The organism is Helcococcus sp. SA-HE-C1 (assembly GCF_985670335.1).
On record NZ_OZ484652.1, the window covers coordinates 703,892 to 720,442 of the forward strand.

Annotated in this window: 14 protein-coding genes and 2 pseudogenes; 1 reads left to right on the plus strand and 15 read right to left on the minus strand. The window is 27.3% G+C overall.

Going from position 1 to position 16,551, the window contains the following annotated elements; translation table 11 throughout:
• Positions 1-46: 46 nt before the first annotated feature.
• From AC4KN9_RS03700 to AC4KN9_RS03720, 5 genes and pseudogenes are all read right to left on the minus strand, one after another.
• Positions 47-220: pseudogene (locus AC4KN9_RS03700) on the minus strand (IS200/IS605 family transposase); the annotation flags it as partial.
• 401 nt (positions 221-621) lie between these two features.
• Positions 622-1,692, minus strand: a complete 1,071-nt coding sequence (locus AC4KN9_RS03705; protein WP_491017304.1) for a helix-turn-helix domain-containing protein — start codon at positions 1,690-1,692, stop codon at positions 622-624.
• Between the two features lie 45 nt (positions 1,693-1,737).
• Positions 1,738-3,354: pseudogene (locus AC4KN9_RS03710) on the minus strand (ATP-binding cassette domain-containing protein).
• Positions 3,335-3,673, minus strand: coding sequence for a hypothetical protein (locus AC4KN9_RS03715; RefSeq protein ID WP_491017305.1), 339 nt, complete (start codon positions 3,671-3,673; stop codon positions 3,335-3,337). Before AC4KN9_RS03715 ends, AC4KN9_RS03710 begins: the two are co-directional and overlap by 20 nt.
• Positions 3,654-3,779 carry a hypothetical protein gene (locus tag AC4KN9_RS03720; protein ID WP_491017306.1) on the minus strand — a complete coding sequence of 42 codons (126 nt, stop codon included), beginning with the start codon at positions 3,777-3,779 and terminating at the stop codon, positions 3,654-3,656. Before AC4KN9_RS03720 ends, AC4KN9_RS03715 begins: the two co-directional genes overlap by 20 nt.
• A 450-nt stretch (positions 3,780-4,229) precedes the next feature.
• Here AC4KN9_RS03720 and AC4KN9_RS03725 point away from each other — a divergent pair, with 450 nt between their 5' ends.
• Entirely contained in the window at positions 4,230-4,676 is a 447-nt protein-coding gene (locus AC4KN9_RS03725; RefSeq protein WP_491017932.1) for an IS3 family transposase, read from the plus strand.
• Positions 4,677-4,749: 73 nt separating this feature from the next.
• On the opposite strand, the gene rpsO is transcribed toward AC4KN9_RS03725, so the two are convergent.
• The 10 genes from rpsO to AC4KN9_RS03775 form a co-directional block, all read right to left on the minus strand.
• Positions 4,750-5,028 carry a 30S ribosomal protein S15 gene (gene rpsO, locus AC4KN9_RS03730; RefSeq protein ID WP_491017307.1) on the minus strand — a complete coding sequence of 93 codons (279 nt, stop codon included), beginning with the start codon at positions 5,026-5,028 and terminating at the stop codon, positions 4,750-4,752.
• Positions 5,029-5,130: 102 nt separating this feature from the next.
• Complete coding sequence (locus AC4KN9_RS03735; RefSeq protein WP_491017308.1) at positions 5,131-6,066, minus strand: bifunctional riboflavin kinase/FAD synthetase; 936 nt, start codon at positions 6,064-6,066, stop codon at positions 5,131-5,133.
• Positions 6,054-6,950: a tRNA pseudouridine(55) synthase TruB gene (gene truB, locus AC4KN9_RS03740; protein WP_491017309.1), complete on the minus strand. Its 897-nt coding sequence runs from the start codon at positions 6,948-6,950 to the stop codon at positions 6,054-6,056. The genes AC4KN9_RS03735 and truB overlap by 13 nt, the downstream gene beginning before the upstream one ends.
• Entirely contained in the window at positions 6,922-7,887 is a 966-nt protein-coding gene (locus AC4KN9_RS03745) for a DHH family phosphoesterase (RefSeq protein ID WP_491017310.1), read from the minus strand. The genes truB and AC4KN9_RS03745 overlap by 29 nt, the downstream gene beginning before the upstream one ends.
• Entirely contained in the window at positions 7,877-8,257 is a 381-nt protein-coding gene (gene rbfA, locus AC4KN9_RS03750; protein ID WP_491017311.1) for a 30S ribosome-binding factor RbfA, read from the minus strand. The genes AC4KN9_RS03745 and rbfA overlap by 11 nt, the downstream gene beginning before the upstream one ends.
• Position 8,258: 1 nt before the next feature.
• Positions 8,259-10,334 (minus strand): translation initiation factor IF-2, encoded by a 2,076-nt coding sequence (gene infB, locus AC4KN9_RS03755; protein WP_491017312.1) that lies wholly within the window; start codon positions 10,332-10,334, stop codon positions 8,259-8,261.
• 12 nt (positions 10,335-10,346) lie between these two features.
• A complete protein-coding gene (rnpM, locus tag AC4KN9_RS03760; RefSeq protein WP_491017313.1) occupies positions 10,347-10,601 on the minus strand; it encodes an RNase P modulator RnpM in 255 nt (84 codons plus the stop codon).
• A 5-nt stretch (positions 10,602-10,606) separates the two neighbouring features.
• The gene (nusA, locus tag AC4KN9_RS03765; protein ID WP_491017314.1) at positions 10,607-11,770 is read right to left on the minus strand and encodes a transcription termination factor NusA; all 1,164 of its coding nucleotides are present in this window, start codon (positions 11,768-11,770) and stop codon (positions 10,607-10,609) included.
• 9 nt (positions 11,771-11,779) lie between these two features.
• Positions 11,780-12,241, minus strand: a complete 462-nt coding sequence (gene rimP, locus AC4KN9_RS03770; protein ID WP_491017315.1) for a ribosome maturation factor RimP — start codon at positions 12,239-12,241, stop codon at positions 11,780-11,782.
• Positions 12,242-12,359: 118 nt separating this feature from the next.
• Entirely contained in the window at positions 12,360-16,544 is a 4,185-nt protein-coding gene (locus tag AC4KN9_RS03775) for a PolC-type DNA polymerase III (protein WP_491017316.1), read from the minus strand.
• Positions 16,545-16,551: the final 7 nt, after the last annotated feature.

The following is a 16,551-nucleotide window of genomic DNA, read 5'->3' on the forward strand; positions in this document are numbered from 1 at the left end:
ATTCTATCAGATGCACCACTATCCCAACTACTGCTAAAGCAGTTTTCTATTTGTTTTTGTTTACTGACTCACCCGTAAACGGGTCATAGTATTCTTTAATACTTATTTGATCAGCATAATAATCTTCTTTTAGCTGATTCTATATATATTCTTTTATTTTCTTTTCATTACGTCCTACTGTGTCTACATAATATCCTCGACACCAGAAATTTCTATTCCCATTCACATCTCATTCTAAAAATGCTTCGGTCGCGTTTTTCTTCATTCGATGAGGAAGGCAGACATCGACTCACACTTCACTTCGTTCGTGCTTGTCGTGTCATGACGTAAAATTGTGACTTGTCACAATTTTATTCCCATCCTGCGATTATACAAAAAAACGGAAGATTTAAGTACGTTTTTAGATTTTTTCTGCCATTCCACTTCCGTTTCCAGTTCTAAAAATTAGAGCAATAGAATTATTTCTTATAATGATAGGTATATAAATACAAATATTTAATCCAAAAACAGAGTTAGAATTTTGTTACTCTAACTCTGAAATAATTGCTACTTTAATTCTCCATCAACACTATTTGACAAAGAACCCAGACATTTTGTTTTTCAAAATGGTTAACTACTTATTTAATTTTTATGGATTGATTTCCAAGTTTTTCTAAATTCATCAGTATATCCTTCAAGTTCGATTCTTTTAATTTGCATATTCAAATCATCGTCACCAAATATATCTATTGGTGCATTACCAAAATAGTATTTAAATGATGTTTCATTCCCATACGTAGATACACTTTCGTTGTATAAATCTTTACATTTTTTTATAAGTTTTTCAGAAGTATTTGAATCATAGTTAGAATGCAAAGCTAATCTAACTATAGCTTGATTAGCTATAGTTATAATTTTTATACTTTTAAAAAATTTATCATCTTCAGACTTTATACTATCTATAAATTTTTCATACCAAAGCAATAAATTATATGCCTCTTTATAGTTTTTTAATTTTTTTAAGGTTTCTACTACACCATCAATAATTATCATTGTATCTGTTATATTTTTTATATAAGACCTAGACAAATATTCTAAGGCTTCATAGGAGGTATTCTTTCTTAAAGATAAATAAACTCCAATTAAAATATCATGCACATTGTCATCATTATTATCTTTTAATAAAGATATAGATTTATCTACCTCGTTTATAGAACTATAAGCATTAGCAAGTTCCACTATGATTTGTTGTTTTGATACCTTAAAATTTTCACTGTAATCCAATAAATATAATGATTTATATAGTAATTCAATTCCTTTTTTAATCTCTTCATTTTGTTCTTCATAAATTCCAAAATAAATGTAAAATAAAGCAGATCTATATACTATTTCTAAATTATTTGGATAATATTTTAGTCCATTTTTAATAATATCCTGTTTATCAATAAAATCTTTATTTTTCAAAGCTTCCTTAATTGTTCTTAAAAAATAATACGTTCCATTTGATTCTAGTACATATCCAATTAAAAAATCAACAGACACTCCAAATATTTGAGATAATTTTATTAGATTAGTAATATCCGGAGTAGTTTCTCCAGATTCCCATTTTGATACCGCTCCAGTACTTACATCTGCATACTCTGCAAGTTTTTCCTGACTATATCCTTTTTCTTTTCTTAGATTTCTAATATTTTTATGTATATTTTTTTTCATGATAACTTCCTTTTAATAAAAGTATATCATTTTATTAAAAATATATCATTTTATTATAATTACATCATCAAATAAGCTCTCATTTTCTTTGTTTATAGAATGATCTACCATTATCACACCTCTATCATTTTTATTTAAGAGTTTTTCGTATAAAAATAATTTACTTTCAATATCAATGTTAGAAGTTGCCTCATCTAAAACTATTGTATCTACATCTCTCAATAAATGTCTAGCGAGTATGAACCTTTGTTTTTGGCCACCAGATAAATTTTTGCCTTAATCCGTAATCTTATAATCTAGTTGTCCTGGAAGACCTTTAACAAATTCAACTAATCCCAAAGTTGCTAAAACTTCCCAAATTTGTGAATCATTTACATCCAAGTTAAGTTTAATATTATTTCTTATGGTATCAATAAATAATTTAGGTGATTGCTGCATATATGCGATTTTATTAAATATTTCCTCTTTAGTAATTGCAGAAACATTATTGTCATCAATGTTAACAATCCCTGAGTTAACTTTATATAATCCTAATATTAAATGAAGTAGTGTACTTTTACCACTACCATTTGCACCTTTTATAAGAGTTTTATTAAAGTTGTTAATATCTAAATCTGGAAAATTTAACTTTTCACTATTATCGTTATAACTAAAACATAAGTCCTTTGTTTCTATTTTAAATTTATCATTTAATTCTATAAATTTATTCTGGTTTAAAGCACGTTTCTCAATGTTTTCATATTTCTTAAAGAAAACATTTGAACTTTTAATAGAAATTAGACTATTAACTATTCCAGAAATCCCACCCATAAATACCTGTCCTAAGCCAGCCATTGCAATGATAGATCCGATTGGAGCTTTTCCAAGGCTTACAAAAATCATTGTTAATCCCAATAAGCATAATTGGGAGAAAGAAGATAACCCAGATGAATAGACTGCAGTTTTGAGTTGGATTATTAAAAATTGAAAATAATTTAACTCATAGACATTGCTATATTGTTTCAATCTAGCATCAAAATAATCTTCACTATTGCTAACATATAAATCCGGAAATCCTTCAATCAAAGATTTTACTTTAGAAATATATGATTCTTCTTCTTTTGTATGTTTTTCTCCGATTTTTTGAATTGTATTATTCATTAGTTTTGGTAGAAATACCATTGTAATAGATAAAACTGTTGTAGCCACTGAAATCCAAATATTGAAAGTTGCTATAGCTATAAAAGTACCTATTACACTTGTTATTGAATGTATAATATTAAAAACTCCTTCAAAACATCTATTGTCTATCTCTTTAATATCATTAGTAAACCATGCTAAATATGTTCCAGAATCACGTTTAATAAAATTCTCGTAGTCCTGATGTATTATTTTATTTGACAATTCTAACCTAACTTCATTTCGAAGTCTTGATTGTAATTTTGATTGATAATAGTACTTTATATACAATGATGTTAAGGACATTATATCTATAAATAGGATAACAAATATCACTTTAAATACATCTTTAATAGTAGTATTATCTTTGTCAAATATATTTACCATAAAAGAAAGACTATAACCTGATAATACACTTAATAAAGAATATATTATAATTAGTACTAAAACACCTATAAACAACTTTTTGTGCTTATTAATTATTTTATTTATCATTTTGTTCATGAATTAACTCCATTTCTCTATCTAAGAATGGTATAAAATTATATTTTTTTTGCTTTACAAGTCTATCTAGGAACAATGCAATTCCACTAGACCCATAATCAAATGAAAATGAAAGATTTTCTGCATCCCTTGTATATCCTGATATAAACTTATTATTTATATGTAATGAATTACTTATATCATTCGCCATTCTTTTTGCAACATTTAGATATTTAACATCTCCAACTATAAAATAACAATCTAGAAATGTGTTCGCAATACCAGACATCCCTTCAAATAAACCTGTATGAAGCGATAAATTATATATTAAAGAGTCCATATAATTCTAACAGTTCAGAAAATCTAAGAATTTGTGAATAGAATCCTGATTTTTTAGGATCAATATTATATTCTAATTTAAATTTTAATTGGATTTCTTTTTTCATATACCCTCTCTTTTTTTATTTTATTATATATTTATGAGTCACATCCTCTGCAGCATATACTTTTTAAACTATTGATTTCAAATCCTGATGGTTTAGTTGTCGGTAATTTTTGTAAATCTAAAATATTCATTCAACACTCCTTTTATTTTTTTTCAAATTAATATTGTTGATAAAGCTGATATAAGCATATATAAATACTAATTAATATGCAATATAGTGTAGATACAATTATTTTATTTTTTTTATATCTTCACTATATGTAAATATTCTATTTTTTGAAAACATTTATAATATTTTAAGAAAATCTAGAAAATATTCATCCTACAAAGAACCGGTAGGAAAAATATCAGACAACAAAATAAAAAGAAATTTTAAAGTAGAAAAACCATACACAAAAATAACAACAGACACAACAGAATTTAAGTATTTTGAAAAAGATAAATCAGGAACATATCAAATAAAAAACTCTATCTAAACACATATCTTGATATGTACAACAGTGAAATACTAAGCTATGAAATATCAAAACACCCAACAATAAAACCAACCCTAAAAGCTTTAGATAAAGCCATAAAAATAACTAACAAAAGTAAAGAAAAAAGAATATTCCACTCAAATCAAAGCTGGGCATATCAAAAAAATCAATATACATCAAGGCTAGAAACAAAGGGAATCACCCAATCTATGTCCAGAAAAGGCAACTGCTTAGACAACTCGCCAATGGAAAACTTCTTTGGAATACTAAAACAAGAAATATATTATGGAAGAAAATTCTACTCATATGAACACTTAAAACAAACAATAGAAGATTTTATAAAATATTACAACGAAGAAAGAATAAAAGAAAAATTAGGATACTTATCACCAATAGAATACAGAAAGAAGAATGCAGCATAAAACTTTCCTACCCCTAGGGGTAGGAAAGGAAATAAAAAAAAACTAGAAGAAAAACTTCTAGTTTTAATATTTACTATTTTTTTAATGAAACTCTAATTCCTAATTTTTCTATTAAATCTCTATATCTTTCAATATCTTTCTTTTCTAAGTAATTTAATAAACCTTTTCTCTGACCAATTAACATAAATAATCCTCTTCTTGAAGCATAATCTTTCGGATTTGCCTTTAAGTGTTCTGTTAATTCTTTTATTCTGTGTGAAAAGATTGCAATTTGTACTTCTGGAGAGCCAGTGTCCCCTTCTTTTCTACCAAACTCTTTAATTAATTCTAATTTTTTTTCGTGTGAAATCATTTATTTCTCCTTTTATATTATTTTCACTATAACCGAGCCATGAACGGAGTTCTCATTGACCAAGTTAAAGTACTAAAATAGTATAGCATAAATAAAACTTTTTTACAAATATTTATCACTATATTCTAAAGCTTCTCTCAAATCTTCATTCATTTGTTTAATAAGTGCATCTTTTGTATCAAACTTTATTTGATTTCTTAATTTTTTTATAAATTCAATGCTTATATTCTCCCCATATATATATTTATCAAAATTTATTATATACACTTCTATTTTTATTTCCCTATTATCTGTTACTGTTGGGTTTGTACCAATTGATGTAAGGGATAAATATTTTTCATCTTTATAGTAACAGTAGGTAATATATACCCCCTCCTCAGGTACAATATATTTAAAACTCAATTCAATATTTGCTGTTGGAAAACCTAATTCTTTAGCTCCAATCTTAAAACCATGAATTACTTTTCCTTTAATTGAGTAATTTTTAGTTAAAATATTTGATACTTTATCTACCTCTCCATTTTCGATATATTCACGTATAGTTGTTGAAGATATTTTTTTATAGTCATGTAAAATATAGTCTTGAACGTAAAAATCAATTTTTTTATTATTTTTATATTCTTCCAAATCTTTTACTTGCCCTAAAGATTTTTTTCCAAAGGTATAATCCGGTCCACAAACAACTGTATCTGCGTTCAAACGATCTCGAATAAAATGTAGCATAAATTCTTCATTATTTAATTGTGCAAACTCAAGTGTAAAGTTAATTATAAATATAAGATCTATGCCAAGCTCATCAAATGTATTTATTTTATCTTCTAGTGATGATAGATAAAATCTTGGAAAATGTGGAAATACTTCATTGGTATGTTGCTTAAAAATAAGTACTGAGGATTTTACTCCCTTTTTTTTTGCAATAGAAATTACCTTTTTAATAATATTTCTATGTCCTAAATGAATACCGTCAAAATTCCCTAAACCTATTACTGATTTAGGAAATATATTATTTTCTTTATCCAAATCTATTATTCTTGCCAAAGTACTTTCTCCATCTTCAATATATCTTCTTTTATTTTTCCAATACCTAAAAATATTCCCTGGACAATAACACAAATATCTTTATATTGCACAATATCTCCATTAATATCTTCAATAGAATTAATATTAATTCTCTGACCATTTCTAAGCCTATCAAACAACTCGTCTTTAATAGTGATTTTAGGGAGATTAAATAATGCATCTTCTATATCTACAAAATTTTTTTGTAAATCATATGAAGTCATTTTCTGTATGTTATCTATATTAATTGAATCTTCTAATTTAAAATTTCCCACTCTAGTTCTGACTAAACTTGTCATTGTTGCGTAGGAGTTTAATTTTATACCAATATCATGTATTAAAGAGCGAATATATGTTCCTTTTGAACATTCAACTTCTATTTTAACAATTCCATTAGAGTAGTCTAAAAGTTCTAATCTATATATCTTAACTTTTCTAGATGTAATTTTTACATCTTTATTTTCTCTTGCATATTGATATAATTTTTTACCATCTACTTTTATTGCAGAATATATAGGTGGAATTTGATCAATTTCTCCCATAAAATTATTCAATACTTCTCTTATTTCTTCTTTGGAAAAATTTATATTTTCAGAGGTTTTAATTACTTCTCCTGTAATATCGTATGTATCTCTTAATTCTCCAAATCTAAACTCAGCAACATAACTTTTCCCTTGATTCATTATATATTCACTTATTCTTGTTGCGTTACTAATGCATATCGGTAATACACCAGTTGCCATAGGATCAAGTGTTCCTGTATGACCTATTTTCTTAAAGTTAAGTTTTTTTCTTAAAATTGACACTACATCATGTGATGTGAATCCTTTGTCCTTATTTACTATTAAGATTCCCATCTTCATACAGTTTCTCCAATCTTTTTTGCACTAGCTTGAAGACTTCGTCATTTGTACCTTTTACAGTAGCACCAGAGGCTCTTATATGCCCACCTCCACCAAATTCCTTAGCTATTTCAGATACATCAATAATATTATGTGATCTAAAACTTAATTTTTGCTCATCATCTTCATATTCTTTAACTATACATGCAACTTCTATACCATCGATAGTTCTTAAAAGCGATACTATTCCTTCTACATCATCAAATGTATATCCATATTTTTCTATATCTGTTTTCTTTATATCTACTAATATCACTTTGTCACCGATATGTGTTGCTTTTTTAAGCATATCAGATTGAAAAATTATTGTACTTGCATCCATTCTTTCATAAAGATTATCATGAATCAAATTTTTATCAGCATTTATATCTAGTAAATTAGCCGCAACTCTTAATGTCTGAGAATTTGATGTCTGATAATTAAATCTTCCTGTATCAGTTAATATTCCTAAATAAAAATATGTCGCTGCATCTTCTGGGATATAAATGTTATTTTCAATTAACATATATGCTAAAATTTCACATGTAGAGCTAGATTGTATTACTAGATTCATTTCTGCGTAACCTGTATTTGTAATATGATGATCTATACAAACCGTATTCTTTGCTTTATTAAAATATTTTATGCTATCACCTAATCTATCTATGCTCGCAGAATCTAACGCAATAAATAAGTCTATTTCATTCATATCACTATTTAGGTATAAATCTTCTCGGTAAAGAAAATCTAAATATTTTGGATAATCATCATTTTTAATGATTTTTACATTTTTACCTAAATGCTTAAGAACAAGTGCTAATCCAAATGAAGATCCAATAGAATCTCCATCAGGATTTATGTGTGCACTTATTAAAATGTTATTTGACTGCTGAACTGATTTTAAAAAATTATTCTTCATTTCGTTCACTTCTAGCCTCTTCATCTTGTTTTATTGCCTTATCTATAAGACTTTCTATATGCATTGCTTGTTCAATTTGTGTATCCAAAATAAATTTTATATCCGGTATATGTCTTAAATTCATTCTATTTCCAAGTTCTCTTTTAATGAAGCCGATAGAATTTTTTAAACCTTCAATTGTTTCTTTTTTCTCTTCATCTTCACCTAAAACAGATACATATATTTTTGCAGATTGTAAATCATCTGTTAAATTAATCTCTGTAATTGAAGTAATAGGAGCAATTCTTGGATCCTTAATATCACTTCTGATCATCATAGAAATTTCTTTTGTTAATTCTGATTCAATCCTACGAATTCTCTTTTTATCCATTTTATCTCTCAACCTCTTTATCTATAAATGCTTCTAGTGTATCACCTACTTTAATATCGTTGTAATTTTCGATACCAAGACCGCCTTCAAACCCTTGTTTTAATTCTTTTACGTCGTCTTTATATCTTTTTAGTGATGTAATATCACCTTCATGAACTACAACATCATTTCTTAGTAATCTTACTTTAGCATTTCTTTGTATTGAACCATTTTGTACCATTATACCAGCGATATTACCTATATTTGGAACCTTAAATACTTCTCTAATTTCAGCAGTGCCAATAATTTGTTCTACAAATTTAGGTGCCAACATACCCTTTATAGCATTTTCAATATCTTCAATCGCTTCATATATAATTCTATATGTTCTGATTTCAATATCTTGTTCTTCTGCTTGTACTTTCGCTCCCACATTAGGTCTTACATTAAAACCTATAATTACAGCTCCTGATGCTGATGCTAACATTACATCTGATTCTGTAATTCCACCAACGGCGCCATGAATTACATTCACATTTACTTCATCATTCGATAACTTTAATAATGATGAGGTAACGGCATCAATAGTACCTTTAACATCTGTTTTTACGATAATATTTAATTCTTTAGCTTCTCCATCTGAAATTTTTTCAAATAGCTTGTCTAAGTTTACTTTTGATGTACGTTTAATATATTCATCTTTTTCTTTTTGTTTTTGCTCTTCAGCAAATTTTTTACCACGTTTTTCATCCTTTACAGCATAAATCTTATCTCCTGCTTCAGGAACATCAGAAAGTCCTAAAATTAGTACAGCTGTAGATGGTTTAGCTTTCTTGACTTGTTTTTGATTACTATCAAACATAGCTCTTACCTTACCGCTTGCAATACCTGATACGATAAAATCACCTTGTTTTAATGTTCCTTTATTTATTAAAACAGTAGCAACCGGTCCTCTACCTTTGTCCAATTGAGCTTCTATAACAACACCAACAGCAGGCCTATTTGGATTAGCTTTTAACTCTTCCATTTCAGCAACCATCAAAATCATTTCTAAAAGCTCTTCAATACCGTCACCAGTATGTGCTGAAACTGGTAACATTATTGTCTGACCACCCCAATCTTCTGGTGTTAAACCATATTCTGATAATTCAGCCTTTACTTTTTCAGGATTAGCTTCATACTTATCCATCTTATTAATAGCTACTATAATTGGAACTTCTGCTGCTTTTGCATGATTTATAGCTTCTACTGTTTGTGGCATAACACCGTCATCAGCAGCTACCACAAGAACAACCACATCAGTTGTATTTGCACCTCTTGATCTCATTTGCGTAAATGCTTCGTGTCCTGGAGTATCTAAAAATACAATTTTTTTATCATTTACATAAATAGATGATGCTCCAATATGTTGTGTAATCCCACCAGCTTCACCTTTTGTTACAGTTGTATTTCTCATCTTATCTAATAATGAGGTTTTACCATGATCAACGTGTCCCATAACTGTCACAACTGGTGCTCTGCTAACTAAATCATCAGGATTATCTTCAAAATCAAGACTTTCTATAGTGTTTTCATCTATAATCTCTTCAAATTCTTTTTCTTGAACTAAAATATCGTATTGTAAACCAATTTCTACTGCATCATCTAATAAAATAGCCTGATTCATATTGGACATAATACCTTTTTTCATTAAATCGCCAATAATAGTTGTAACGGGTTTATCGATTAACTCTGCAAACTCTTTAATTGTGATACCATTTTCAACATACACAACTCCTGAATCATCTTCATCTTTAAATTCGTTGTATTTAGATTTTTTACTTTCTTTATTTTGTTTTTTCTTCTTATTTTTGTCAGATTTTTTAGGTTTATTTCTTTTTTCTTCTTCATCTTCAAAATCTTCGTATAAATCTATTGTATCTTCTTCAGATTTTTCTAATTCTATAAAATATTCTCTTATTAACTCTAAATTTTCACCTTCAAGTACCGCCATATGACTGGTAATATCAAGCTCAAATTCATCTGCTAAAACCTGGATTAATTCCTTACTTGATAAATTAAGTTCTTTTGCCAACTCATAAATTCTAACTTTTGACATATATCCACCTTTCTACATAGTTTCAAGCTCCTTATATATTTCGCTATCCACATTTGTTTTTAAATGTCTGTTTAATAGTTTCTTTATAATGGTAGTTTTTATACATTCATTATTTTTACAAATATATGCACCCCTACCATTTAATCTCTCACTATTATCTATCTTTATTTCACCATCTTTATTTTTTACTACTCTAATTAATTCATTTTTTTGAAAATGTTCACCACAAACAATACATTTTCTAATTTTTGTGACTTTTTTTTTCATTTTTTCTACTCATTAATTTCTTTTGTTTTTTCGACTATATCTTCATCTTCATTTTCAATTGTATTTTGAATATTCTCTGAATCACTATGTTCTCTTATGGATTTCTGTTTTTCTAGTTCAGCTAAAACTTCATCTTTCATTGATTCAGGTTTAATATCTATTTTCCATTTTGTGAGTTTTGCGGCCAATCTAACATTTTGTCCTTCTTTTCCAATAGCAAGTGATAATTGATTATCCGGAACAAAAGCAATAGCTTCCTCATTTTCATTATCAATATAAACATCTACTACTTCTGATGGAGATAGTGAATTTGAAATAAATGTCTTTATGTCTTTACTCCAAACGATAATATCAATTTTTTCTCCATTAATTTCTTCTACAATGCTATTTACCCTAGAACCTTTAATTCCTACACATGCTCCAACTGGATCTATATTTTCATCTTCAGCATATACAGCAATTTTTGTTCTAAATCCACCTTCTCTAGAAATAGACATTACATCGACTATCCCCTGTGCTATTTCTGGAACCTCTAATTCAAAAAGCCTAGTTACAAAATCTGGATCTTTTCTTGAAAGTATTATTTGTGCACCCTTACTTGATTCTTTAACTTCTTTAACAAAAAGCTTAATCCTATCTCCTGGATTAATTATTTCCCCTGGCACTTGTTCCTTTTCAGGTAGTATACCTTCTGATTTTCCTAAATCTACATATATATTATTAAAATCTGTTCTTTGGGCAATACCATTGATCAATTCTTTTTCTTTATCTTCATAGTTTTTGTATATTGCATGTCTTTCAGCATCTCTAATATGTTGTATAACTATGTTTCTTGCTTTTTGTGCGGCAACCCTAGCAAAATTTTTAGTTGTAACCTTTATTTTTACTTGACCACCAATTTTTGACCTCTTTGAATATACTAAAGCTTCTTCTAATGTAACTTGTAAATTTGAATCGATAACGTCTTTTTCAGATTCTACTACATCCTTTATTGCATAAACATTAATTTCACCAGATTTTGAGTCGATATCAATTTCAACATTTGATTGTCCATAATTGTCTTCATAACTTTTTATTAACGCTTTTTCTAAAACTTCAATTATACTGTCTTTTTTTATCCCCTTATCCTTTTCTATTTCGTCTAAGGCTCTTATAAAATCTTTACTCATATCCTTCCTCTAAAATCTTAAAAGTATTTTGATTAGACTAATATCACTTCTATCAAGTTCTATTATCTCATCATTTGATTGTAATAACTTAATTGCTTTTTCATTATAATCAACTAAGAAACCTTCATAGTTTTTTTTGTTATTAATTTTTTTATAAAGGTTAACGGTCAACTCTTGTTCTAAGTTTCTTTTTAAATCAGAATCCGTTTTTAAAGGTCTACTTAGATCTGGAGAAGAAACTTGTAAAAAATAGGATCCTTTTACATAGTCATGTTCTTCTATTTTAGGATCTATGTATTTTGATACTTTTTCACAGTCTTGAAGACCTATTCCATTTTCATTGTATATATAAAAAGTTAAATAATTATCTCCGTCTTCATTACTAAATTCAATATCAACAAGTTCATACCCCATTTTTTCAATATCAGGAGTAAATATTTCTTTCAATTTTTCAAGTAATTTATTATTCACTTCCTCTCCTTTCTAATAAATAAAGAGTGGGCATCAACCCACTCCAGTAACAATCTATCTATTAAATTAATTTTAACATAATGTAGCATTAATGTCAATTTTCTGTTTATTTATATCATTATAAACTAAAAAAGTCAATTTGATTAGTATCTTGCATTCCCTTAAATACTCCTGCATTTTCCATTGCTTCTAATGCCGTCTTATTTACATTTGTTCTTCTACTAAAATCTTCCTTTGATATAAATTCCCCATCCTTTCGTGCTTCTGATATTCTAATAGCCATAGCTTCAGATATATTTTCTATAGCCATTAGTGGAGGAATTATAGTTTTATCATCAATAACATTAAAATCAGTTGGATGTGATTTATATAAATCAACATCTATAAACTTTATATCTCTTGCATACATTTCTTCAGCAAGTTCATATGTGTAAAATTCATCATCAACCTTAAAACTACTATCTTTTCTTAAATTAGTAATATGATTAGTTAAGTAAGTCAATCCTTTTGAAATATGTTCATACTTAAAATCAGCGATTGAATTACTAAAATATACGGCATAAAAATAAGCTGGTTTATGCACTTTAAAATAAGCAATTCTGTAACTCATCATTACATATGCTACGGCATGTGCTTTAGGAAACATATATTTTATTTTATTACATGAATCAATATACCATTGAGGGACATTATTTTTTATCATTTCCTCAACTTGAAAATCCTTTAGACCTTTGCCTTTTCTAACTTGTTCCATTATATCAAATGACATTTTATTATCAACGCCCATTGATATTAAGTAATTCATAATATCATCTCTAGTACATATAGCTCCTCTTAATTCGCATATTCCTTTTTTTATTAGATCTTGTGCATTTCCAAGCCACACATCAGTACCATGAGATAATCCTGAAATTCTAATTAATTCTTCAAAAGTAGTTGGCTTAGTATCTTTAAGCATTCCTCTTACAAAAAGTGTGCCAAATTCTGGTATCCCCAGAGAACCATCATTAATATTTGTGTATTCATGTTTTATATTTAATTTTTCAGTACTTCTAAAAATTGACATTGTATCCTTATCACTTAAATCTACTTTACTTGCATCCACTTTGCTCATATCAGATAAAAGCCTTATAATAGTAGGCACATTATGCCCTAATAGATCTAATTTTAATAGATTTTTATCAATTGCATGATAATCAAAATGTGTAGTGATTATATCTGAATCTTTTTTGTCTGCAGGATATTGAATAGGTGTAAAATCCTCTATATCCTTATCTTCAGGCACAATAATTAATCCACCAGCATGTTGACCTGTCGCTCTTTTTACACCTGTAATTTTTCTTTTTACTCTATTTTTATTTGCCCTATCTATCTTAATACTTTCTTCTTCTGGATAATATTCATTAAATCTCATAGCCATACCTAGTGCAGTTTTATCAGCTATTGTTCCTAATGTTCCAGCTCTAAATACTTTCTCACGACCAAATAATAATTCGGTATATTTGTGTATTTTAGATTGATATACAGATGCAAAATTTAGGTCTATATCAGGTTCTTTATCTCCTTCAAATCCAAGAAATACTTCAAATGGTATATCAAATCCATCTCTCTTCATTTCAGAACGACATTTAGGACAATTTTCTATAGGTAGGTCTACTCCACAAGAATATTTTATATTTGTATTGAATTTTGTATACTTACAAGTTTCACAAATGTAATGTGCTGGTAAAGGGTTTACTTCTGTTATCTCCGCCATTGTGGCAGCAAAACTTGAGCCTACTGAACCTCTTGATCCTACTAGATATCCGTCTTCATTAGATTTTTTAACTAATTTTTTTGCAATAATGTATAAAGCAGCATAGCCATTAGATATAATTGAATTTAATTCTCGTTCTAATCTTTCAGAAACTTCAACGGGTAATTCTTGACCATAAATAGACTTTGCTATTTCGTATGATTCTTCAGTTAATTCTTTTTCAGCATCTTTTATTTTAGGTGGAAATGTACCATCTGCTATAGGTGATATATCTTCAATTAATTCGTTTAACCTTCTAGGATTATATATTACAATTTCTTTTTTAGTCTTTTCATCTAAATATTCATAATTTTCTAACATTTCAAATGTATTTTTTAAATAAAATGCCCCAGAAATCTCAAGACCTTTTTTCCTTGGATAATTTTTTAAAACATTTCTATATGGATAGTCTTTTTTATCTAAATAATATACATCCCCAATTGCTATTGCTAATTTTCCTTGAATTTTAGCTAATTCAATAATTTTTTTGTTTATATCTTGAAGATGCTTAGCATCTCTAATATACCCACGTTTTATTAAATGACTGGTAAAATCTAATGGAACAATTCCTACAAAGTCGAAATATGAAAGCTCATCGAGTAACACTTTATCGTCATATTGTAGAGATACTAAATTAAATAATTTACTTTTATAATTTCCAGTTCCAATCATAAGTCCTTCTCTAAGTTCATCCAATCTTTTTAATGGGATCCCTTGTTCTCTGCCTAAATATTTTAGATTTGATTCTGAAACTATTTTATATAAGTTTTTTAGTCCAATTTTATTTTGTACATATATTAGACCTTGATATTCCTTATGATGTGCAACATCAAATTCAGTTTTTATATCATTTACATTTTCAATACTTTCAATTTTATCAAGCATTTTTATGAATATTTCAGATGTTGCCTTTGCATCATCTGAGGCTCTATGATGATTTAATAGACTAACATTATATTCTTTTGCCATAGTATTTAACTTATGATTTCTTAAATAAGGATTTAATGCTCGTCCTAAAAATAGTGTATCTATATAAATTGGCTTAAATTCTAAATTAAGTATATTACACTTTTCTATTATAAATTCAACATCAAAAGCAGCATTATGAGCAACAAGTATAGAATTTTCACAGAAATTTAAAAATCTAGGCATTACTATATCTATTGTATCTTTATTAATTACCATTTCATTTGTTATGCCTGTAAGTTCTGTTGTAAAACTTGAAAGGGATTCGTTTGGATTTACAAATTCTTGATATACTTCAATAATTTCTTTATTTCTTATCTTTACAGCTCCTATTTCAATAATTTTATCTGTAAAGTTAGAAAGACCAGTTGTTTCAATGTCAAATACAACAAAATCTTTATTATTTACATCTAAATGATAATGGTTCGTTAGTATTGAGATTTTGTCTTCCAAAAAGTTAGTCTGCAAACCAAGATTAAGTTTTATACCAGATGATTTTGCTAAGCTATAAATTTCTGGATAGGCATGTACATTAAATAAGTCAGATATACCTACTGTATCATGTCCCCATGATTTTAATCTCTTAAATAACTCTTTAACATCAACCAGAGATTCAAGATTGGAATATTTTGTGTGTATATTAAATTCAATACGTTTTTCAATACTTGTATCAATTTTTTCGGGTAAAACTATTTCTTCAATGGTATTTACATTTAGGACAGAAGATTTTTCATAATCATCATAATTGTATACTCCAGTTAGTTGAACCTGCATTCCATTTTTAAATTCATTTTTGAAATATTCAATCTTATCATGCTTAATAAATACCTTACAAGAAATAGCAAAATACCCATCGTCCAAATCAAATTTAGCAAAATTAACTTTTGGATATTGTAAAATTTCTAATTCATATACCGTTCCCTTAACTTTAACTCTATTTACATCATTGATTAAACTTGATAGATCAGAAAAATTTTCAGGTACTTTTTTATAATTCCCAAAAGTAAACATATCATCTGAATTGTTTTTTTGTATAATATTTTGAGTTTTTTGATTTAATTGATTTTTATAACTTAAAATCTTTTTGCTAATTTCTTCATCTTTTTTCAATATTTTTTGCTCAATCAGTATTTCATCTTCAATTTCTTTTACATTGAATTTAAATTGAATATCTAGTAAACTTAATTTCTTTTGTAAGTCTATGATATATTCTTTCTCAGAATAGAATTTTATTTGATGATGATTATTTACATTACAAATTAATTTATTTTCATTAAATATGAAGTTTATCTCTTTATATTTTTTATTTAAGTCATCTATAATATTAGGTATATCTTTAATATATATCTTTATATCCATATCCAAATTTTTCAATTCAAATAAAATGTTATTTTTAATCTTTGTATCATAGTCACCTAAATCTCTTACACTTATTAAGTGAATCTTTAACAAGTTCGATAGTTTAAAAAACGAAACATTATCTAAAATAAGTTTCGTCATAAAAGTTTTATTTAGTTCGTTAAGTATTTTTTCAAAATTCATATTTCCT